Source organism: Micromonospora sp. NPDC005710, assembly GCF_040630995.1.
Lineage (GTDB): Bacteria > Actinomycetota > Actinomycetes > Mycobacteriales > Micromonosporaceae > Micromonospora.
The window spans coordinates 135549-154034 of record NZ_JBEXYP010000002.1 but is presented as its reverse complement, the minus strand read 5'-3'; the positions used below and the strand labels follow the sequence as shown (position 1 = coordinate 154034).

General features: G+C 72.2%; 22 protein-coding genes and 1 pseudogene. 13 read left to right on the top strand and 10 right to left on the bottom strand.

The genetic code is table 11. From position 1 onward, the window contains the following. Positions 1-39 precede the first annotated feature (39 nt). Positions 40-402 (bottom strand): DsrE family protein, encoded by a 363-nt coding sequence (locus tag ABZ406_RS03025; RefSeq protein ID WP_357755641.1) that lies wholly within the window; start codon positions 400-402, stop codon positions 40-42. 23 nt (positions 403-425) lie between these two features. On the opposite strand from ABZ406_RS03025, the gene mtfM reads away from it, so the two are divergent. Further along, positions 426-530, top strand: a complete 105-nt coding sequence (mtfM, locus tag ABZ406_RS03020) for a small membrane protein MtfM (RefSeq protein WP_030327764.1) — start codon at positions 426-428, stop codon at positions 528-530. Positions 531-644: 114 nt separating this feature from the next. Then, positions 645-1232: an FABP family protein gene (locus tag ABZ406_RS03015; RefSeq protein ID WP_357755639.1), complete on the top strand. Its 588-nt coding sequence runs from the start codon at positions 645-647 to the stop codon at positions 1230-1232. A gap of 20 nt (positions 1233-1252) precedes the next feature. Here the strand turns inward: ABZ406_RS03015 and ABZ406_RS03010 are convergent, their stop codons facing one another. Then, entirely contained in the window at positions 1253-2131 is an 879-nt protein-coding gene (locus ABZ406_RS03010) for an aminotransferase class IV (RefSeq protein WP_357755637.1), read from the bottom strand. 93 nt (positions 2132-2224) lie between these two features. Between ABZ406_RS03010 and ABZ406_RS03005 the strand changes: the two genes are divergently transcribed. The 4 genes from ABZ406_RS03005 (at position 2225) to ABZ406_RS02990 (ending at position 5643) form a co-directional block, all read left to right on the top strand. Beyond that, on the top strand, positions 2225-2629 hold the full coding sequence (locus ABZ406_RS03005) for a Fur family transcriptional regulator (protein WP_357755910.1): 405 nt from the start codon (positions 2225-2227) through the stop codon (positions 2627-2629). Further along, a complete protein-coding gene (locus ABZ406_RS03000; RefSeq protein ID WP_357755635.1) occupies positions 2626-3738 on the top strand; it encodes a folate-binding protein in 1113 nt (370 codons plus the stop codon). The genes ABZ406_RS03005 and ABZ406_RS03000 overlap by 4 nt, the downstream gene beginning before the upstream one ends. Positions 3739-3761: 23 nt before the next feature. Next, positions 3762-4589 (top strand): 3-keto-5-aminohexanoate cleavage protein, encoded by an 828-nt coding sequence (locus tag ABZ406_RS02995; protein WP_357755633.1) that lies wholly within the window; start codon positions 3762-3764, stop codon positions 4587-4589. A 94-nt stretch (positions 4590-4683) separates the two neighbouring features. Continuing rightward, positions 4684-5643, top strand: a complete 960-nt coding sequence (locus ABZ406_RS02990; protein WP_357755631.1) for an asparaginase — start codon at positions 4684-4686, stop codon at positions 5641-5643. 7 nt (positions 5644-5650) lie between these two features. Here the strand turns inward: ABZ406_RS02990 and ABZ406_RS02985 are convergent, their stop codons facing one another. Next, the gene (locus ABZ406_RS02985; RefSeq protein ID WP_357755629.1) at positions 5651-6448 is read right to left on the bottom strand and encodes an alpha/beta hydrolase; all 798 of its coding nucleotides are present in this window, start codon (positions 6446-6448) and stop codon (positions 5651-5653) included. 112 nt (positions 6449-6560) lie between these two features. Here ABZ406_RS02985 and ABZ406_RS02980 point away from each other — a divergent pair. The 5 genes and pseudogenes from ABZ406_RS02980 to ABZ406_RS02960 form a co-directional block, all read left to right on the top strand. Then, a pseudogene (locus tag ABZ406_RS02980) lies at positions 6561-7031 on the top strand (helix-turn-helix transcriptional regulator); the annotation flags it as partial. Between the two features lie 113 nt (positions 7032-7144). Further along, entirely contained in the window at positions 7145-7762 is a 618-nt protein-coding gene (locus tag ABZ406_RS02975) for a hypothetical protein (RefSeq protein ID WP_357755627.1), read from the top strand. Positions 7763-7832: 70 nt separating this feature from the next. Continuing rightward, the gene (locus tag ABZ406_RS02970; protein ID WP_357351174.1) at positions 7833-8147 is read left to right on the top strand and encodes a DUF2516 family protein; all 315 of its coding nucleotides are present in this window, start codon (positions 7833-7835) and stop codon (positions 8145-8147) included. After that, positions 8144-9031, top strand: a complete 888-nt coding sequence (locus tag ABZ406_RS02965) for an alpha/beta hydrolase (protein ID WP_357755624.1) — start codon at positions 8144-8146, stop codon at positions 9029-9031. The genes ABZ406_RS02970 and ABZ406_RS02965 overlap by 4 nt, the downstream gene beginning before the upstream one ends. Before the next feature lie 84 nt (positions 9032-9115). Then, the gene (locus tag ABZ406_RS02960) at positions 9116-10030 is read left to right on the top strand and encodes an SDR family oxidoreductase (RefSeq protein WP_357755622.1); all 915 of its coding nucleotides are present in this window, start codon (positions 9116-9118) and stop codon (positions 10028-10030) included. Here ABZ406_RS02960 and ABZ406_RS02955 read toward each other — a convergent pair. The 5 genes from ABZ406_RS02955 to ABZ406_RS02935 are packed head-to-tail and all read right to left on the bottom strand — an operon-like array spanning position 10021 to position 14583. Next, positions 10021-10989 carry a YafY family protein gene (locus tag ABZ406_RS02955; RefSeq protein ID WP_357755620.1) on the bottom strand — a complete coding sequence of 323 codons (969 nt, stop codon included), beginning with the start codon at positions 10987-10989 and terminating at the stop codon, positions 10021-10023. The two genes, ABZ406_RS02960 and ABZ406_RS02955, sit on opposite strands and share 10 nt — an antisense overlap. 23 nt (positions 10990-11012) lie before the next feature. After that, positions 11013-11654 carry a response regulator transcription factor gene (locus tag ABZ406_RS02950; RefSeq protein ID WP_357755619.1) on the bottom strand — a complete coding sequence of 214 codons (642 nt, stop codon included), beginning with the start codon at positions 11652-11654 and terminating at the stop codon, positions 11013-11015. After that, complete coding sequence (locus tag ABZ406_RS02945; protein ID WP_357755617.1) at positions 11651-12916, bottom strand: sensor histidine kinase; 1266 nt, start codon at positions 12914-12916, stop codon at positions 11651-11653. The genes ABZ406_RS02950 and ABZ406_RS02945 overlap by 4 nt, the downstream gene beginning before the upstream one ends. A gap of 11 nt (positions 12917-12927) precedes the next feature. Next, positions 12928-13662, bottom strand: a complete 735-nt coding sequence (locus ABZ406_RS02940) for an ABC transporter permease (RefSeq protein WP_357755616.1) — start codon at positions 13660-13662, stop codon at positions 12928-12930. A gap of 12 nt (positions 13663-13674) precedes the next feature. After that, complete coding sequence (locus ABZ406_RS02935) at positions 13675-14583, bottom strand: ABC transporter ATP-binding protein (RefSeq protein WP_357755615.1); 909 nt, start codon at positions 14581-14583, stop codon at positions 13675-13677. 201 nt (positions 14584-14784) lie between these two features. On the opposite strand from ABZ406_RS02935, the gene ABZ406_RS02930 reads away from it, so the two are divergent. Both ABZ406_RS02930 and ABZ406_RS02925 read left to right on the top strand, forming a co-directional pair. Continuing rightward, entirely contained in the window at positions 14785-15615 is an 831-nt protein-coding gene (locus ABZ406_RS02930) for an EI24 domain-containing protein (RefSeq protein ID WP_357755614.1), read from the top strand. A gap of 2 nt (positions 15616-15617) precedes the next feature. Next, positions 15618-16133, top strand: a complete 516-nt coding sequence (locus tag ABZ406_RS02925) for an O-acetyl-ADP-ribose deacetylase (protein WP_357755613.1) — start codon at positions 15618-15620, stop codon at positions 16131-16133. 149 nt (positions 16134-16282) lie between these two features. On the opposite strand, the gene ABZ406_RS02920 is transcribed toward ABZ406_RS02925, so the two are convergent. Then, complete coding sequence (locus ABZ406_RS02920; protein WP_357755611.1) at positions 16283-17179, bottom strand: GNAT family N-acetyltransferase; 897 nt, start codon at positions 17177-17179, stop codon at positions 16283-16285. A 288-nt stretch (positions 17180-17467) separates the two neighbouring features. Further along, on the bottom strand, positions 17468-18475 hold the full coding sequence (locus tag ABZ406_RS02915) for a LacI family DNA-binding transcriptional regulator (RefSeq protein ID WP_357755610.1): 1008 nt from the start codon (positions 18473-18475) through the stop codon (positions 17468-17470). Positions 18476-18486: the final 11 nt, after the last annotated feature.

Genomic DNA, 18486 nt, shown 5'->3' with positions numbered 1-18486 from the left:
TCGGAACTCCGCTCGGATCGACCCAGCGCCGTCGTGGGGTCAGTAGACGAGCGCCTGCGCGCCCTCGGCCAACGCCTCCTCGACGAAGACCGCGGCCCCGGCGATCCGGACCCCGGGGAGCACGTCGTCCGGGCCGATCTCCCGCCGGGCCGCGCACTGCGTGCAGGCCGTCACCCGGCCGCTGGTCAGGATGACGTGCAACAACTCGGCCAGGGGCGCGGAGTGCGGCAGGTCGAACTGCTGGGCGCGACCGGGCAGCGCGAACCAGGTCGACTCACCGGTCAGCCAGAGTGAGACGTCCACTCCCGCCGCGACAGCCGTTGCGGCGACTGTGAATGCCTGCGCGCACCGCTCCGGGGCGTCCGCCCCCGCGGTGGCCTTGACGACGAGACTGCGAGCCATGGGCCCAGCATAGGATGGCCGGGATGGTTACCGAGATCGGGTTTGTCAGCCTGCTGGTCGCTGGCCTGGGCGGGCTCGCCGGTGGCCTGGTCTACCTTGCCGTACGCATTTCGAGAGGACGCTGGTGAGCGCGAGGAGTGAGCCGGGTTTGCGAGCCCCGCAGTCGCGAACAAAGGTGGTCCGGTGAGCGCGAGGAGTGAGCCGGGTTTGCGAGCCCCGCAGTCGCGAACGAAGGTGGTCCAGTGAGCGAGAACCCGCTGCAGCCGCCGTGGCTGAACGCGCCGCCGGTCGAGGAGTACCCGTTCGAGGAGAGCCACGACCTGCGGGTCGGGCCGAAGCTGCACCCCGCGCTGGACGCCCTGCTGCCGTACATCGGTCTGTGGCGTGGTCGGGGCAAGGGTGGCTTTCCCACGATCGACGATTTCGACTACGCGCAGGAGATCCGGATCAGCCACGACGGCCGACCGTTCCTGCACTACGAGTCGCGTGCCTGGATCCTCGACGAGCACAGCAAACCGGTCCGTCCGGCCGGTCGCGAGGTGGGCTGGTGGCGGCCGGTGCTGGTGGACGGGCGGGCTACCGACGAGCTGGAGGCGCTGCTGACCACCCCGACCGGGGTGATGGAGCTGCACCTGGGCAAGCGCACCGGCACGCAGGTCGAGTTCGCCACCGACGCGGTGATCCGGACTCCGACCGCCAAGGAGGTCACCGGCGGGCACCGGCTCTTCGGCATCGTCGAGGGTGCGCTTCTCTACGCCCAGGAGATGGCGGCCATGGGGCACGGGCTCAGCCCGCACCTGTCGGCCCGTCTCGTCCGGGTCGGCGGCTGACCTGGTCGGTCGGCGGCCGGCTAGACGGGGTGACCCAGCAGGGCCTGTAGGGCGGGGGTGCGCGGGCAGCGAGCTCGACGCACCCCGTCCAGGGTGTGGACCTCGGCGGCTCCGCGCAGTGACGAGGTGAACCACACGCCGTCCGCCGCGTGCAGTTCGGCGCTGGTGGCCATCCGCTCGGCGGCGTTCAGGCCCAGCTCGGCGGCGTGGGCGAGCAGCCAGGTCGCCGTGGTGCCGGCGAGAATGCCGGTGCTGGCGGCCGGCACCGTGCAGAGCGTGTCGTCGGTGAGCCACACCACATTGGCGGTGGGGCCTTCGAGCGCGTACCCGTCGGAGGAGATCCAGAGCACGTCGTCCACGCCGGTCCGGCGGGCCCAGCGGCGGGCGGCGCTGTTGACCGCGTACGACGTGGACTTGATGCCGGCCGGCAGCCAGCTCAGCCCGTTGCGGGCGGCGGCGGGCAGCCCCAACGGCAGGGTGGCCACACCGATGCCGTCCCGCCGGGCGGCCCGCGACGACGCGGGCACCTCGGTCAGCGTGGCGTAGACGGTGGGTGGGCCGCCGGCCTCCGGGCCTCGGGTGCAGACCAACCGAAGTGCGCCTTCCACAGGCGCTGGCCAGCCTGTTCGTACCTCGTCGAGCAGGTCGACGAGCGCGGCCGTGGGGGGCAGTGTCAGGTCGACGGCGGCCGCGGCCGTGGTCATTCGGGCCAGGTGTTCGTCGCGCAGCCACGGCTGGCCGTCGCGCAGGTGCATGGTCTCGAAGAGCCCGTCGCCGTGCAGCACCCCGAGGTCGTCACCGCGGAGCACCGGCTCGCCGGGCGGCACCGCGCCCCGGCCGAGGACGGCGATCCGCGCGGCCCGGTCGGCCGCGGCGTGCCCGGAGGACGACCGCACCATGACAGTGCAGCGTAGCGGTGATCGATCGCGGTGCGGGGAACAGCCCGGTGGCCGAACTATGATCGGACGGTGTCCGAATCCTCCCTCGCGGAAATGCTGCGGGCCCGTGGGCTGCGGCTGACGGCCCAGCGGCAGCTCGTCCTCCAGGCGGTGCTCGACCTGGGCCACGCCACCCCGGAGCAGGTGCACACAGCGGTCCGGGAGGTCGCCGCCGGGGTCAACATCACCACCATCTACCGCACGCTTGAGCTGCTGGAACGGCTCGGTCTGGTCACGCACACGCACCTGTCGCACGGTTCACCGACCTATCACGCCGCCGGTGAACACCAACACGTCCACCTGGTCTGCCGGGAGTGCGGCGCCATCGACGAGATCGATCCCGAGCTGCTCCGTCCTCTCGCCGACCAGTTGGTCGCGCAGCGCGGGTTCCGGGTGGACATCGGGCACGTGTCACTCTTCGGCGTCTGCGCACGCTGCGAGAACGGGGACGAGAAATGATCGACATCGCGGGTGCGGTGGCCGTCGAGAGCATCGACGAGGCCAGCCGTGACCAGCCGGATCCGGCGCACGTGGCGGCTGGCGTGCGGGGGGTGGCCGCGCACTACGGCGACCCGCTGCGTGAGCAGCGCACCCTGGACACCGCCGTCGGTCTGGTGGATCGGTCGCATCGCGGGGTCATCGCGGTGCCCGGGGAGGAACGGGCCGGCTGGCTGCACACGGTCACCTCGCAGCATCTGACCGCGCTCTCCGCGGGCGAGGGCACCGAGTTGCTGGTGCTGTCGCCGCACGGCCACGTCGAGCAGCACGCCATGGTCGCCGAGGACGGCGAGACCGCCTGGCTGGACACCGAGCCCGGTGCCACCGAGGGCCTGCTGACCTACCTGGAGAAGATGCGGTTCTTCAGCAGGGTCGAGCCCCGCGACGCGACGGCCGAGCGCGCGCTGTTGTCGCTTGTCGGGCCGGCGGCCACGGACGCGCTCGGCACGCTCGGCGTGACCGGGCTGGCCGCGCCGGACGTGGTAGCGGTGCCGGGTCCGAAGTTCCCGCACGGTGCCGTGCCACAGCGGGCGAGCGTCAGGTACGACGTACGACCGCTGCCGATCGGCGGCTGGGCCCGGCGGGGTCCCCTCGGGGTGGACCTGCTGGTGCCCCGCTCGGCGATGGATCAGGTGGTGGCGGAGTTGCGCGGCGCTGGCGTCCCGGTCGCGGGGCTCTGGGCGTACGAGGCGATCCGGGTGGCCGCCCGGCAGCCCCGGGTCGGGGTGGACACCGACCACCGGACGATTCCGGCCGAGGTCGACCTGATCGCCCCGGCGGTGCACCTGGACAAGGGTTGCTACCGGGGGCAGGAGACGGTGGCACGGGTGCACAACATGGGCCGGCCGCCGCGTCGCCTCGTACTGCTGCACCTGGACGGGGTGACCACCGACCAGCCGCCGGTGGCCGGTACGCCGGTGACCCTCGACGGTCGGGCGGTCGGCTTCGTCGGCACCGCCGTGCTGCACCACGAGCTGGGTCAGGTCGCCCTCGCGGTGCTGAAGCGGAACGTCCCGGACGACGCCGCGTTGCTGATCGGCGAGACGGCGGCGGCGATCGACCCGTCCTGAGCCTGGCGTCTAGGATCGCCGGCATGACGACAGGGACGTTGATCACGGTGGCCCCGACCGGCGCGGAGTCGGCCAAGGCGGAGGTGCCGGCGCTGCCGGTGACTCTCGACGAGTTGCTGCTCACCGCCAAGGAGTGCGAGGCGCTCGGCGCCGCCGTGATCCACGTCCACATCCGCGACGACGAGGCCCGGCCGACGCTCGACCCGGTGCGGCTGGCCGACACGGTGGCGGCGCTGCGGGAGAGCACCGACCTGATCGTGCAGCTCTCCTCCGGCGGTGCGGTCACCGACCCGGAGGCCGCCCGGCTCGCCGTGCTCGACGCACGGCCGGACATGGCCTCCTGCACCATGGGCACTGTCAACTTCGGCGACGACGTCTTCCTCAACCGCTGGGAGTTCATCGTCGACCTGCACACCCGGATGCAGGAACGCGGGATCGTGCCGGAGTACGAGATCTTCGACCTGGGCCACCTGTCCGCGCTGCAACGGTTGCTCGGCAGGTACGGGTTGCCGGCCGGGGGGCACGTGCACGTCGACTTCGTGATGGGCGTGCCGGGCGGTATGCCGGGCAACACCGAGACCCTCGTCGCGGCCCACCGGATGTTGCGGGACCTGCCCGAGGGCACCACCTTCGCGGCCACCGGTGTGGGCCGGAGCACCATCGCGGTGCTGCTGGCCTCGCTGTCGACCGGCGGGCACCTGCGGGTCGGCATGGAGGACACGGTGACGTACGCGAAGGGCCGTCCGGTGGAGTCCAACATGCAGTTGGTCGCCCGGGCGGTGGGTTTCGCCCAGCTCGCCCAGCGCCCGCCGTTGACCACCACCGAGGCCCGCGAAATGCTCGGGCTGTAAGGCCGGGTCTGTCCCGCGCTCCTGTCACCCGGGCGGTGGACCTCCTGGTCACCCCGCCGCCGGGCACCAGTGGACCGTCGGTACCGTCCAGCGCGTGACGAAGACGTACGAGGGCGGCGCGCCGCTCGCCGAGGTGGTCCGTTCCGGGTTCGTGGAGGGGTCGCACCGCGGTTCGGTGGTGGTGGTGGACGGCGCCGGTGAGGTGGTGGCGTCCGCCGGGGACGTGACCTCGCCGATCTTCCCCCGTTCGGCCAGCAAGCCGATGCAGGCGATCGGGATGCTCCGGGCCGGCCTGGCCCTGACCGACCCGGCCGACGTGGCGCTCGTCTCGGCGAGTCACGCGGGCGAGGAATTCCATCTGGCCCGGGTCGGTGCGTTGCTGGAGCGCGCCGGGCTGGACGAGTCGGCGCTGCACTGCCCGCCCGACCTGCCGGTGGGGGCCGCCGCCCGGGAGGCGGTGCTCCGCGCCGGCGGTGGCCCGAGCCGGGTGCAGATGAACTGCTCCGGCAAGCACAGCGGGATGCTGTTGACCTGCGAGGCCGCCGGTTGGTCGCGGGAGGGCTACTGGCGGCCGGAGCACCCGTTGCAGCAGCGGTTGCGGGCGGCCATCGAGGACTTCACCGGCGAGCCGGCGGCGGCCGTGGGGGTGGACGGCTGCGGTGCCCCGGTGCTCGCGGTGTCGCTGACCGGCCTGGCCGGGGCGTACCTCCGCCTGGTCGACGCCGAGCCCGGCTCGGTGCCGCGCACCGTGGCCGACGCGATGCGGGCACACCCGGAGATCGTGGGCGGCACCCGGGCCGACGACACCCGGTTGATGCGGGGGGTGCCGGGGCTGCTGGCCAAGGTCGGCGCCGAGGGCGTGATCGCCGTGGCGCTGCCGGGCGTCGGCGCCGTCGCACTGAAGATCGACGACGGCGCCGACCGGGCCCGGATGCCGGTACTCGTCTCCGCGTTGCGCCGGCTCGGCGTGGACGCCCCGGTGCTCACCGAGTACGCCGAGGTGCCGCTCTTCGGCGGCGGGGTTCCGGTCGGGGCGGTCCGCCCGCTCTGGTGACCGCGCGTCAGCTCAGGAAGTCGAGCAGTGCGGCGTTCACCGGCTCCGGACGCTCCAGCGGCAGCAGGTGTGCGGCGTCCGGCACGTCGGGCAGTCGGATCGCGCTGGGGACCTCGGCGGCGATCCGGTCGGCGAGTCGACTGATGTCCGGCACGTCAGCGGCCCCGGCGGTGACCAGGACGGGGATCTTCAGCTCGCCGAGACGGTCGATCGCCGGTGGCGTCAGTTCTCCCACCTCGACCGCGCCCAGGGCCAGTTCGGCGGCGAGGGCGCGGTGGTCCATCTCCTGCGCGAACGCGAGTAGCTCCCTGTCGACGTCCTCCGGCTGGCGTCCCGGGCCGACCACCCAGAACCGCACCTCACCGGCCGAGCCGGCGGCGAAGTCGTCCGGGTCGACCTCTCCGACCAGCTCGTCCCAGAGGTCGTTCGCCTCGTCGGACCACTCGTTGCCGGAGACCGCCGTGTCGAACAGCGCGAGCGCGCTCACCCGGTCGGGGTGGGCCAGTGCGGTGTCGATGGCCACCGCCCCGCCGAAGGAGCAGCCGACCAGGGCGGCCCGGGGCAGGTCGAGGGCGTCCAGCAGCCCGGCCACGTCGTCGTGGTGCGTGAACGGGGTCGGGGGGAGTTCCGAGTCGCCGTAGCCGCGCAGGTCCGGAACGATCACCCGGTGTCGGGCGGCGAGCGCGGACACCTGCCCCCGCCACATCCGCCGGTCGGCGATACCGGCGTGCAGCAGGACGACTGGCGAACCGGTGCCGGCCTCGTCGTACGCGATGCTTGCTCCATTGACTGTGATCTTGTGCACGGACGGACCGTACGGATCGGTCGGGCGGTGCGCAAACGGCATGCTGAGACCTTGCTAACTATGGTTAGCGTTTTGCTTGCAGGAGCTAGCGCGGGCGATTAGCGTCGCTGCCATGGCCACACCCAAGGACCTTTCCGACGTCGGCGGGTTCATCCGCGATCTGCGGCGCAACGCCAAGATCTCGCTCCGGCAGCTCGCCGAGCAGGCCGGGGTCAGCAACCCGTACCTCAGTCAGATCGAGCGCGGGCTGCGCAAACCCAGCGCCGAGGTGCTCCAGCAACTGGCGAGCGCGCTGCGGGTCTCCACGCCGGCGATGTACCTGCGTGCCGGTCTGCTCGACGACAAGGAAGGCCACGGGGTCCTCGCCGCCATCGCCGTGGACGCCGACCTGACGATGGCCCAGAAGCAGTCGCTCAGCCAGATCTACGAGACGTTCCGCCGGGAGAACACCCGGCTGGCCGAGACCCAGGCCGAAGCCGAGGCCCCCCGGACCGACCAGCCCGCGGCTCAGCCCACCAGCCAGGCCGCCGACCTGGCGAACGTGGCTGCCACCGGCCCCACCACCGTGGACGGCACCCCGACCGAGGCCGTGCTCGAGTCGGTCGCCGTCACCGAGGCGGGCACCGCCCCCGCCCCGGGCAGCACCAGCATCCCCCAGAAGAAGAAGGCCGCCGAGGCCGCCGAAGAGGAGACGTCATGAGCGAGCCGAAGACCAACCGCATCCCCGCCCCGATCTACGCCGCAGCCGGCGCCGGTGAGCTGGCCTTCGAGCAACTGCGCAAGCTGCCCGCCGTGGTCGGCGTCCTCAGCACCCGGGTCGTCGCCGACCTGGGTGGACGGGCCGTGCTGACCGGCTTCGAGCTGAAGCAGAAGGCCACCGAGACGCTGCGCACCGCCAACGAGACCGCCGACCTGGCGAAGCTCCGCGAGGCGGCCGACATCGACAAGCTGCGCGCCGCCGCGACCCGCAACGCCGCCCTGGTGGTCGCGAGTGCCCAGGTCGCCCAGGAGCGCGCGTTCGCCGCGTACGGCGCGCTCGTCGCCCGGGGCGAGCGGGTCGTCGGTGCCGGTGTGCTGGAGGCCGCCGAGACGGTGAACGCCGACATCGAGGCCACCGAGGCCGTGACGCCGGCCACCGCCACCACCACGGCCCCCGTCGACGCGCCGACCCCGGCCGATGTGGCCGAGATCGCCGCGGCCAAGCCGGCCACTGTCAAGAAGGCCGCCCGTGCGCCGAAGGCCGGCAAGCCGGCCGAGACCCCGTCGGCGAAGCTCCCCCGGGCCACCAAGCAGACCCGTCCGGCGGCCGAGTAACTCGTCGGTCGACGACCCCGGCGGCGTCCTTGTCGGACGAAGCCGGGGTCGTGGACATAAACTTGCCGGCATGGCCAACGCCGCGCCGATCTTCGCGTTCGAAGTCCGCTACGTGATCGAGCTGATTCTGCTCGTCTTCGCGCTGATCATCCAGGGTGTCGCGCTGGTGCACGCCGTCACGCAGCGCTCCGACGCCTTCCCTGCCATCGGGACGCTGCCCAAGGGCGGCTGGATCGCCATCCTGGCGGTCTGCCTCGTGCTCACCCTGCTCGGCTTCGGTCCGATCAGCCTCTTCGGTCTGGTCGGCATCGCCGCCGCTCTCATCTACCTGCTCGACGTCCGGGTCGGTCTGCGCGACCTGAGCGACGGCAAAGGGTTCTGGTGAGAGGTTTTCGCTGGCCGCCCCCACCCGACAGCGGGCCCCGCACCTGGGGGCCCGGGCCGGGTGGGCCGCGTACCGGGCGGCCGGCGTTGCCGGAACCGGAGACCGAGATGGTCACCACCCCGCACGACGTACGGCTGGAGCGACTGGTCACCGGCACCGGTGACCCGGTCACCGTGTTCGCGCACGGGCTGGGCCAGGGCATCGCCACCACCCGGCCGTTCGGCAGTGGGGTGAACGGGCGAAAGCTGTTCTTCCAGTTCCGCGGGCACGGCCGCTCCGAAGCCCCGGCCGGGCCGTGGGACTACCTCGACCTGGCCCGGGACCTGCGGGCGATCGCCGACCTCGGCGGTGCCAGCCGGGCGTTCGGCGCGAGCCTCGGGGCCGGTGCGCTCTGCGCACTTCTCGCCGAGAGCCCGGAGCGGTTCGACAAGCTGGTCTTCTTCCTGCCCGCGGTCCTCGACGAGCCACGTGGGCCGACGGCCCGGGAACGCGTCACCGACCTGCTGGAGGCGGTGGAGAGCGGGGTGGCCTCGGAGGTCGCCGACATCGTCACGCTGGAGATGCCCCCGGCGGTGCGCAACACCCCGGCCGGCTGGGCGTACCTGCGACAACGGCTCGACCAACTGCTCCGCGACGGGCTGGCCGACGGGCTGGCCACGCTCACTGACCAGACACCGCTGCGGCGGATCGACGACCTGACGGCGGTCACCACGCCGGCCCTGGTGATCGGTTGCGCGGGCGACGACCTGCACCCGGTCGAGGTCGCCGAGCGGCTCGCCGTCGCGCTGCCCCAGGCCACCCTGCACGTGTACGACCGGCCCGGGGTCCTCTGGTCGGAACGCGCCGATCTGCGGGACCGCATCTCAGGCTTCCTGAACGGGTAACCCGGGTGCGGGTCCGACTGGTGGACTAGATCGGGTGACGAATTCGGACGTCGGTTGTCAGGTATTCCTGGCACCGTCGCTGGCATGACGCAACCGCTCGAAGGAAAGATCGCGCTCGTCGCCGGTGCCACCCGTGGTGCCGGCCGGCAGATCGCCGTTCAGCTCGGCGCGGCCGGTGCCACTGTCTACGCCACCGGTCGCAGCACCCGGGCCGCCCGCTCCGAGATGGACCGACCGGAGACCATCGAGGAGACCGCCGAGCTGGTCAGCGAGGCCGGCGGCACCGGCATCGGCGTTCAGGTCGACCACCTGGTGCCCGAGCAGGTCCGCGACCTGGTCGCCCGGATCGACGCCGAGCAGGGCCGCCTCGACGTGCTGGTGAACGACATCTGGGGTGGAGACCCGTTGGTCACCTGGGACAAGCCGGTCTGGGAGCAGCCACTCGACGCCGGTTTCCGTACTCTGCGACTGGCAGTCGACACGCACATCGTCACGAGCCACTTCGCCCTGCCGCTGCTGATCCGCAGGCCCGGGGGACTGGTGGTGGAGATGGGCGACGGCACGAAGGCGTACAACGACGAGAACTACCGGCTGTCGGTCTTCTACGACCTGGCCAAGGTCTCCGTCAACCGGCTCGCCTTCAGCCAGGCGCACGAGTTGAGGCCGCACGGCTGCACCGCGGTGGCGCTCACCCCCGGCTGGATCCGTTCCGAGGCGATGCTGGAGCACTTCGGTGTGACCGAGGACAACTGGCGCGACGGCGCCGCCACCGACCCGAACTTCCTCATCTCGGAGACCCCGGCATTCGTCGGCCGGGCGGTGGCCGCGCTCGCCGCCGACGAGGACAAGGCCCGGTGGAGCGGCAGGTCCGTCGACGCCGGCACGCTGTCCAAGGTGTACGGGTTCACCGACCTCGACGGCAGCCAACCCGAAGGTTTCCGCTACATCACCGAGGTGGTCGACGCCGGTAAGCCGGCCGACGTGACCGGCTACCGGTAGAGCGCGGCAAGCCGGTCGGCTGACTCCGCGAACATCCGGCGCAGCTCGGGTGGATCGAGCACCTCCACCTCGGGGCCGAGCCCCAGCAGTTGGTGGTACGCCACCGGGACCGACTCGACGGGCAGCCGCGCCACCACCCAGCCCTGCCCGTCGGGTTCGCCGGCGGCGGCGACAAGGTCGTCGTACACGAAGGGGGCATCGACCAGGTGCCGGAGCTGGCGCAGGCCGGCGGGGCTCAGCCGGACGGCGACCTCGGCCCGCAGCATGGTCCGCAGGAACGACCCGGCCTGTTCGCGCCAGTGCCCGGCCAGGTCGAAGCCCTCGTCGCGGTCGAAGTGCTCGTCGTTCACCTCGACCCCGATGACCCGGTCCACCCGGTAGGTGCGCACATCCGCGCCGACCCGGCCGACCAGATACCAGACACCACTCTTGAGGACCAGGCCGTACGGCTGGACCCGGCGGGTCACCTCCCGGTCGCCGCGTCGGTAACGCAGCTCCACCACCCGGTCCGTCCAGACCGCCCGGGCCAGCTCGGGCAGCCGGGGCGGCGGCGCGGTCTCCCGGAACCAGCCCGGCACGTCCAGGTGGAACCGCTGCCCGGCGCGGGCCGGCGCGTCGCGCAGGGCGGGCGGCAACGCGGCGAGCACCTTCAGCTCGGCGGACGCGACCGCCTCGGCGAGCCCCATCTCGCCGGCCGGCCCGGGCAGCCCGGCGAGGAACAGCGCCTCCGCCTCGTCCCTGGTCAGCCCGGTCAGTCGGGTGCGGTACCCGCCCAGCAGGCGGTAACCGCCGGCCCGCCCCCGGTCGGCGTAGACCGGCACTCCCGCCGCGGAGAGCGCCAGCACGTCCCGGTAGACGGTCCGCTCGGAAACCTCCAATTCCCGGGCCAGCTCGCTCGCGGTCATCGACCCGCGCGCCTGCAACAGCAACAGCAACGAGATCAGTCGGGACGCGCGCACCCGCCCATCCTGCCCGGTGCCGTTCACCGCCCGCCGGGCGTCAGCAACCCTCTGTCGTACGCGGTGGCCACCGCGGCAGCCCGGTCGTTGACCCCGAGCTTGGCGTACACGTGCAGCAGGTGCGTCTTGACGGTGGCCTCGCTGATGAACAGGCGGGTGGCCGCCTCCCGGTTGGAGGCGCCCCGGGCCACCAGGGTGAGCACCTCCAGCTCTCGTTGACTGAGCGGCTCCTCGGCGGGAGCGCGCAACCGACCCATCAGCCGGCCGGCGACGCTCGGCGCGAGCACCGACTCACCACGGGCCGCCGCCCGGACCGCCCGAACCAGATCCTCCCGGGGGGTGTCCTTGAGCAGGTAACCGGTCGCACCTGCCTCGATCGCCGGCAGCACGTCCGCGTCCGTGTCGTAGGTGGTGAGCACCAGGACCCGAGTGGCGCTGCCGGCACGCGCCAGCCGGCCGATGGCGGTCACCCCATCCATCCCGGGCATCCGCAGGTCCATCAGCACCACGTCCGGCCGCAGCGCCGCGACCAGGGCCAACGCCTCCGAGCCGTCCGCCGCCTCGCCCACCACCTCGAAGTCGCTGTCGCCGGTGAACATGCCCCGCAGGCCGTCCCGCACCACCGGGTGGTCGTCGACGATCAGCAGTCGTACCGGGGCGGTCAACCGGCACCCCCGGGAAGCGCGGGGACGGACGCCGAGATGGCGGTGCCGGTGCCCGGCTCGGACTCGACGGCCAACTCACCGCCGACCCGGGTCACCCGCTGGCGCATGGCGGTCAGCCCGTACCCGCCGCCCGGCTCGCGGGGCACCGTTGCGGTGACGTCGAAGCCGGTCCCGTCGTCACGCACGTCGAGCGTGACCACGTCTGCCATGTACGACAGGGTCAGCCCGACCCGCGACGCGGCGGCGTGCCGCGCCACGTTGGAGAGCGCCTCCTGGGCGGCCCGCAGCAGTGTCACCTCCACCTCCGGGTGCAGCGGGCGGGGCGTGCCGGTAGTGGCCACGTCGGCCCGTACCCCGTTCAGGGCCGACCAACGCCCGCCCAGCTCGACCAGGACATCGGGTAGCCGGGCCGTCTCCAACGGTTCCGGGCGGACCGCCTGCACCGAGCGGCGGGCCTCGGTGAGGCTCTCCCGGGCCAGTGCGAGCGCGTTGTCGACGTGCCGACGCCAGTCGGCGGACCGGTCGCGGCCCTGCTCGGCCGCCTCCAGTTGGGTGATGATGCCGGTCAACCCCTGCGCCAGGGTGTCGTGGATCTCCCGTGCCATCCGTTGTCGCTCGTCCAGCACGCCGGCCTCCCGGGCCTGGGTGAGCAGTTGGGCGTGCAGCCCGGCGTTCTCCCGGACCGTCTCGGTGAGCTGGTGGTTGGCCTCGCCGAGTTCCGCCACCAACCGCTTGCGTTTGGAGTCCTCCTGTTCGGCGACCAACGCGAACCAGCTCACCGAGCCGGCCACCACCAGGTTGAACAGCACCAGCACCAGCCAGAGCGGCAGGTGCGACACCACCACCGACAGGCCACCGCCCTGAGACGTGGCGACCAGGGAAGCGGTGGTGACCACGCCCGCGACCCGCCAGCGCCCGGGCAGCACCGGGAAGGCGTGGATGTAGCCGATCCAGGCGAAGAAGCCGTACCACGGGCTGGCCGCCACCAGCGCGGCGGCGAACGTGAGCAGCCCGGCGTAGTAGACCGCCATCAATTTGCGCCGGTCCTGCCAGGCGGGATGCAGTGTGACGAACCAGGCGACCCAGCAGCCGGCAGCCACGGCGACGGCAAGGGTGGGCAGCGCCCCGACATGATGGGGTGCCGGTGCGACGAGCGCCAGCAGGGTGCCCAGGGCCAGCCCGCCGAAGGGGAACACCCGATAGAGGCTCGCCTCGCGCTCTCGCCAACTGGTCAGACGGTCATGCCCACCGTTGCAGGTCATCACATCTCCGCTCACTCCCAGCGGAACAGTTTCGCCGCGCCGGCCCCGGCCGCCACGGCGATCACCGCCATTATCCCCAGATGCAGCGGCTGCGGTGGGGTGCCGGTCCAGGCGTCGAGAAGCGCCTGGACCCCGGGCGGCGTGTAGTCGCCGATCCGCGCCACGACGTCCGGGAGCAGGAACCGGGGAAGGTAGACCCCGCCGAAGAACATGGTGACCAGGAACAGCGGTACGGCCAGGGCCTGTGCCGCCTTCGTCGTCCGGGCCACGGCGGCGACCAGCAGGCCGAGCGCCAGCAGCGCCGCCGTCCCCAGGACGAACGCCAGCGTGAAGCCGAGCGGGTGTCGGGGGAACGGCACCCCGAACGCCACCCGGGCGACGACGATGAGCAGCAGCGCGCTGGCCAGGATCCCGGCCAGGGCCAGCACCAGTTGGGCCGCGAGCAGGGCCGCCGGGTGCGCCGGAGTGGTCGCCAACCGCCGCAGCACGCCGCGCTCCCGGTAGGTGGCCAGCACGGCGGGCAGGGTGTTCACCCCCACCATGGCGAGGGTGACGACGAGCAGCGACGGGGCGAAGTAGCTGACGAAGGTCTGCCCGTCGAAGGTCGGATCCGGCTTTCGAAGCGACGGGACCAGCCCGAGCACCACCAGGATCAGTGTGGGCAGCCCGACGGTGACGAGCAGCGTCGGCAGGTCCCGGAGATAGAGCCGCGCCTCGACCTTGAGGATCTGGCGGAAGGCGTGCATTGTGGCTCCCTCTCAGTTGGCGGGCCGGTGCCCGGTCAGCTCGACGAAGGCGTCGTCGAGGGTGGACTGCTCCAGCCGCAGATCCGCGGCGACGATCTGGTGACGGGCGAGCACCGACGTGACGGCGTGCAGCAGCTCGCCGGTTCCGGTCACCACCACCTGGCTTCCGCTGCGTTGTACGGCGGACACCTCGGGCAGTTCGGTGAGCAGCCGGTCGTCGACCGGAGCCGAGGGTCGGAACCGGATCCGCTGCTGCGGAGCCACCGTCGACACCAGGCCCGCCGGGCTGTCCAGGGCGACCACCCGGCCCCGGTCGATCACCGCGACCCGGTCGCAGAGCCGCTCGGCCTCCTCCATGAAGTGGGTGACCAGCACGATCGTCACCCCACTGTCGCGGACCTGTTCGATGAGGCCCCAGGTGTCCCGGCGGGCCTGCGGGTCCAGCCCGGTGGTCAGCTCGTCGAGGATGGCGATCTCCGGGTTGCCGACCAGGGCCAGCGCTATCGAAAGCCGCTGCTTCTGACCGCCGGAGAGCTTCTTGTACCCGGTGTTCCGCTTGTCGCCCAGACCCAGCTTGTCGATCAACTCGGCCGGGTCGGCCGGGTTGCGGTAGAACGAGGCGTACATCTCCAGCGCCTCCGCCACCCGGAGCCGGTCCGGCAGTTGGCTCTCCTGGAGCTGAACCCCCACCCGCTGGCGTAGCTGGGTCGCGTCCCGGCGGGGGTCGAGTCCGAGGACCGACACCCCGCCCCCGTCGGGGACACGCAGCCCCGCCACACACTCCACGGTGGTGGTCTTACCGGCGCCGTTCGGGCCGAGGACACCGAAGATCTCCCCGGCCTCCACGGTGAGCGACACGTCCTCCACCGCCACCAGGTCGCCGTACCGCTTGTTCAGGTGGGTCACCTCGATGACCGGCATCGTGCCGCCTTCCGCCGCCGCTGACTTCGTACCCCCTCAAGGGTTGTCGGGTTGGCCCGGCGGCGAATCGACCGGTCGGCGACGGGTCCCGGCGTCCCCGGTTGATCTCTGCCGTCAGCCAACCGGTTGATGTGTACGCGCCGAGTCGCTGCTGGCGCTCTGCCCGGCGGATCCGATCACGGCTGGTTAGGCTGCTCGATCGTGGATGCCAGCAGAATCGCCAGCCCGGTGACCGGGGTCGTCGGACGCTTCTTCGCCGGGGCGGGGCTGCTCCTGCGCGGGTTGGGCCTCTACGTCCGCAGCCCTGGGTTGATGCTCCTCGGCATCGTGCCGGCGTTGATCTCCGGCGCGCTCTTCCTGGCCGCGCTCGCCACCCTCGTGTACTTCGTGGACGACCTCGCCGCGCTCGTCACCCCGTTCGCCGACGGCTGGTCGACCACCGGGCGCAGCCTGGTCCGGGTGATCGCCGGGCTGGCCTTCCTGGGCGTCGGCGGTCTGCTCGGCGTGCTCACCTTCACCGCCGTCACCCTGGTCATCGGCGACCCCTTCTACGAGAAGATCTCCGAGCGGGTCGAGCAGCGGTACGGCGGCACGCCCAATGCGGTGGACGTGCCCTTCTGGTCGTCGCTGCGTCGCAGCGCGGCCGACTCGGTACGGCTGGTGGCGCTCACGGCGCTGGTCGGCATTCCGCTGTTCGTCGCCGGTTTCATCCCGGTGGTCGGTCAGACGGTCGTCCCCGTCATCGGGGCGGCGGTGGGCGGGTGGTTCCTCGCCCTGGAGCTGGTCGGCGCGCCGTTCTACCGTCGCGGGATGCGCCTGCCGCAGCGCCGGACGATCCTCAAGGCCGACCGACCCGCAGCGCTCGGCTTCGGGGTGGCCGTCTTCCTCTGCTTCCTGATCCCGCTCGGCGCCGTGCTGATCATGCCGGCGGCGGTCGCCGGTGCCGCACTGCTGGCCCGCCGCTCGCTCGGCCAGTCGATCGACGGCCCACTGTCCGCGCCGCCCGCCGGCCACCCCGTCGAAAGGAGCTAGCCGTGGAGATCACCCTGGTCGAGGGCGACATCACCACCCAGCGGGTGGACGCCGTCGTGAACGCCGCGAACTCGTCACTGCTCGGCGGCGGTGGAGTCGACGGGGCCATCCACCGGCGCGGCGGCAGTGCCATCCTCGCGGAGTGCCGCGCGCTGCGGGCCTCCCGCTACGGCAGGGGCCTGCCGACCGGGCAGGCGGTGGCGACCACGGCCGGGGAACTGCCGGCCCGCTGGGTGATCCACACCGTCGGACCGGTCTGGTCCGGCACCGAGGACCGCTCGGCGCTGTTGCGCGACTGCTACGCCAACAGCCTTCGCGTGGCCGACGAACTGGGCGCGGCCACCGTGGCCTTCCCGCTGATCTCCGCCGGCATCTACGGCTGGCCGGTCGACGACGCGGTGCGGCAGGCGCTCTCAGTGCTGCGGTCGGCCACGTCAACCACCGTCACCGAGGCCCGCCTGGTCCTCTTCGGCGCCGACACCCACGCCACCGCCCGCCGGGTCCTCGAAGCACCCTGACCCGCCGCCCTGACCCACCCTGACCCGCCCTGACCCTCCCGCGCCGATCTCCTCCACCGTCGATCTTGCAGTTTCGGTTGTCGAAGTGAGGCAAATACCCCTTTTGTCGCGACAGAGAGTGCAAGATCGCGGGGGCAGGTCAGGTCAGGTCAGGTCAGGTTGGCTAGGCAGCTCCACTCGGCTGCCACTGGGCGGTAGCCCAGCCTCTTGTTGATCGCGAGCATGGGTTTGTTCGCCTCGTCGTTCGAGGTGTAGGCGGCGCGCACGCCGTTCGTGGCAGCCTGGTGCAGGGCCGCCATCTTGGCCAGCCGGGCCAGCCCTCGCCCCCGGTAGGCCGGGATGGTGCCGGTGAAGTCCGACCACATCCGGTCCCCATCCCGCTTCACGAGACTGAACGCGGCCACCTCCCCATCGACTTCGACAGCGGTGCTGGCCTCCTTGTCCAGGCCCAGGTTGTTCCAGACGTCGTACTGCCAGCTCTCGTAGCTGATCGAGTCGACAGGCACGTCGCCCGGCTCGTCCAGCGCCGCTGCCACGTCCGCCGCGTAGAGGCGCTGCGGGTCCAGGTCCCCGATCGGGAGCAGCCGTACGCCCGGCGGCGGGTCGGGCAGCGCGGGTGCCGGGTCCAGGTCGAGCGCTGAGAAGCGCAGCTCACGACTGGGCTCGTAGCCGTGCCGACGGGCGAACGGCAGCGCGTCGGGCTGGGCGAAAGCGCGGAGCCGGTTGACGCCCAGCGGTGCGAGGTGACCTGTCGCCGTCGTCAGCAGCGCGGTGCCGATGCCGCGCCGCCGGTGCTCCGGGTGGACGTGCAGGAGGTTGATGTCGCCGAAGTTCGCCGTGGAGGTCGAGGCGTTGCGTTGGGCGGTCACCCAACCGACGACCTGGGCATCGACCTCGGCCACGAAGGCCACCCAGTCTCTTCCCGGTATCGGCTCGGCGATCATCTTCCGGGTCGACTCGACCCCGCGCACCTGGTACGGGTAGACGATCGCCCGCAGGGCCACCACGCCCGGCGCGTCGTCCGGGTGCGCCACGCGGATCCGCATGTCAGGCCCCCATCCGTACGGCGGCGACCGCCTCGACCTCGACGAGTGGGTCAGAACAGCTCAGCACGTGCGGCAGCGCAACAAGATTCGGCATGTCGGCGAGGCTAACCACGATCGCCCGCCCGAGCGAGGCAATAACCACTGGCCCTCCGCAGCCAGCAGGCAGCAACTTCGGGGAAACTGTGGCCTCGCGGCGCTCCGAGGCCACAGTTTCCCCGAAGTTGTGCGGATCTTGAGGCCCAGGCCCAGGCCCAGGCCCAGGCCCAGGCCCAGGCGCGGACGGCGCGGTCAGGCGGAGGCGCGGCGGATCAGTTCGGTGGGCAGCATGATCGCCTGCTCGATGGTCTCCCCGGCGGCCAGCCGGAGCAGTTGGCGGGTCATCCGGCGGCCGAGTTCCACGATCGGCTGCCGGACGGTCGTCAGCGGCGGCTCCGTGTAGGCGGCGGTCTCGATGTCGTCGAAGCCGACGACCGCCACGTCGTCGGGCACCCGCCGACCAGCTTCGCGCAGTGTGCGCAGGGCGGCGTGCGCCATCAGGTCGGAGGCGGCGAAGACGCCGTCGAGGTCGGGGTGATCGGTGAGCAGCCGGCGCATCGCCGCCGACCCGGATTCCCGGGTGAAGTCACCGATGGCGATCAGCTCGGGCAGCCCTGCGTCGGCGACGGTGCTGCGGTAGCCGCTGAGCCGTTCGATCCCGGCGACCATGTCCTGTGGCCCGGCGATGGTGGCGATCCGTCGACGACCGCTGTTGATCATGTGTTGGACGGCGGCGGTCACCCCTGCCACATGGTCGACGTCGACGTACGGGACGGGCACGTCGCCGAGCGGGCGACCGCTGACCACCACCGGGATGCCGAGTCGGGCCAGTGTGCCGGGCAGCGGGTCGGCGCCGTGCAGCGACGCGAAGAGCACGCCGTCGACGTGCCGGCCGGTGGTGTACCGCTCGACCCGGTGGTGCCCGGCCGGCGAGCCGGCGAGCATCAGCACCAGTTGCTTGTCGGCCGCCTCCAGTTCCTGGCTGACGCCCCGGATGATGCCGGGGAAGACCTGGTCGTCGGAGAAGACCCGGGTGGCTGCCTCCGGCATGACCAGGGCGATCGAGTCGGTGCGCTGGGTGACGAGGCTCCGGGCGGCCAGGTTGGGGACGTACCCCAACTCGGCGACCGCCCGGGTGACCGCCTCGCGGATCGGTTCGGCGACGGTGGTGGAGCCGTTGACCACCCGGGACACGGTGGCGCGGGACACCCCGGCCCGTGCTGCCACCGCTTCGAGCGTCGGCCGCTGCGCCGTCGTCATCGCGCCTTCCC

Excerpts from the sequence above, each read along its gene's own strand:
- ABZ406_RS03000 (WP_357755635.1), top strand. The coding sequence starts at position 2,626 with ATGATCGACATCGCGGGTGCGGTGGCCGTCGAGAGCATCGACGAGGCC.
- ABZ406_RS02935 (WP_357755615.1), bottom strand. The coding sequence starts at position 14,583 with ATGCCGGTCATCGAGGTGACCCACCTGAACAAGCGGTACGGCGACCTG.
- ABZ406_RS03005 (WP_357755910.1), top strand. The coding sequence starts at position 2,225 with ATGCTGCGGGCCCGTGGGCTGCGGCTGACGGCCCAGCGGCAGCTCGTC.
- ABZ406_RS02975 (WP_357755627.1), top strand. The coding sequence starts at position 7,145 with ATGAGCGAGCCGAAGACCAACCGCATCCCCGCCCCGATCTACGCCGCA.
- ABZ406_RS02920 (WP_357755611.1), bottom strand. The coding sequence starts at position 17,179 with ATGCGGATCCGCGTGGCGCACCCGGACGACGCGCCGGGCGTGGTGGCC.
- ABZ406_RS02915 (WP_357755610.1), bottom strand. The coding sequence starts at position 18,475 with ATGACGACGGCGCAGCGGCCGACGCTCGAAGCGGTGGCAGCACGGGCC.
- ABZ406_RS02970 (WP_357351174.1), top strand. The coding sequence starts at position 7,833 with ATGGCCAACGCCGCGCCGATCTTCGCGTTCGAAGTCCGCTACGTGATC.
- ABZ406_RS02960 (WP_357755622.1), top strand. The coding sequence starts at position 9,116 with ATGACGCAACCGCTCGAAGGAAAGATCGCGCTCGTCGCCGGTGCCACC.
- ABZ406_RS02995 (WP_357755633.1), top strand. The coding sequence starts at position 3,762 with ATGACGACAGGGACGTTGATCACGGTGGCCCCGACCGGCGCGGAGTCG.
- ABZ406_RS03010 (WP_357755637.1), bottom strand. The coding sequence starts at position 2,131 with ATGGTGCGGTCGTCCTCCGGGCACGCCGCGGCCGACCGGGCCGCGCGG.
- mtfM (WP_030327764.1), top strand. The coding sequence starts at position 426 with ATGGTTACCGAGATCGGGTTTGTCAGCCTGCTGGTCGCTGGCCTGGGC.
- ABZ406_RS03025 (WP_357755641.1), bottom strand. The coding sequence starts at position 402 with ATGGCTCGCAGTCTCGTCGTCAAGGCCACCGCGGGGGCGGACGCCCCG.
- ABZ406_RS02940 (WP_357755616.1), bottom strand. The coding sequence starts at position 13,662 with ATGCACGCCTTCCGCCAGATCCTCAAGGTCGAGGCGCGGCTCTATCTC.
- ABZ406_RS02945 (WP_357755617.1), bottom strand. The coding sequence starts at position 12,916 with ATGACCTGCAACGGTGGGCATGACCGTCTGACCAGTTGGCGAGAGCGC.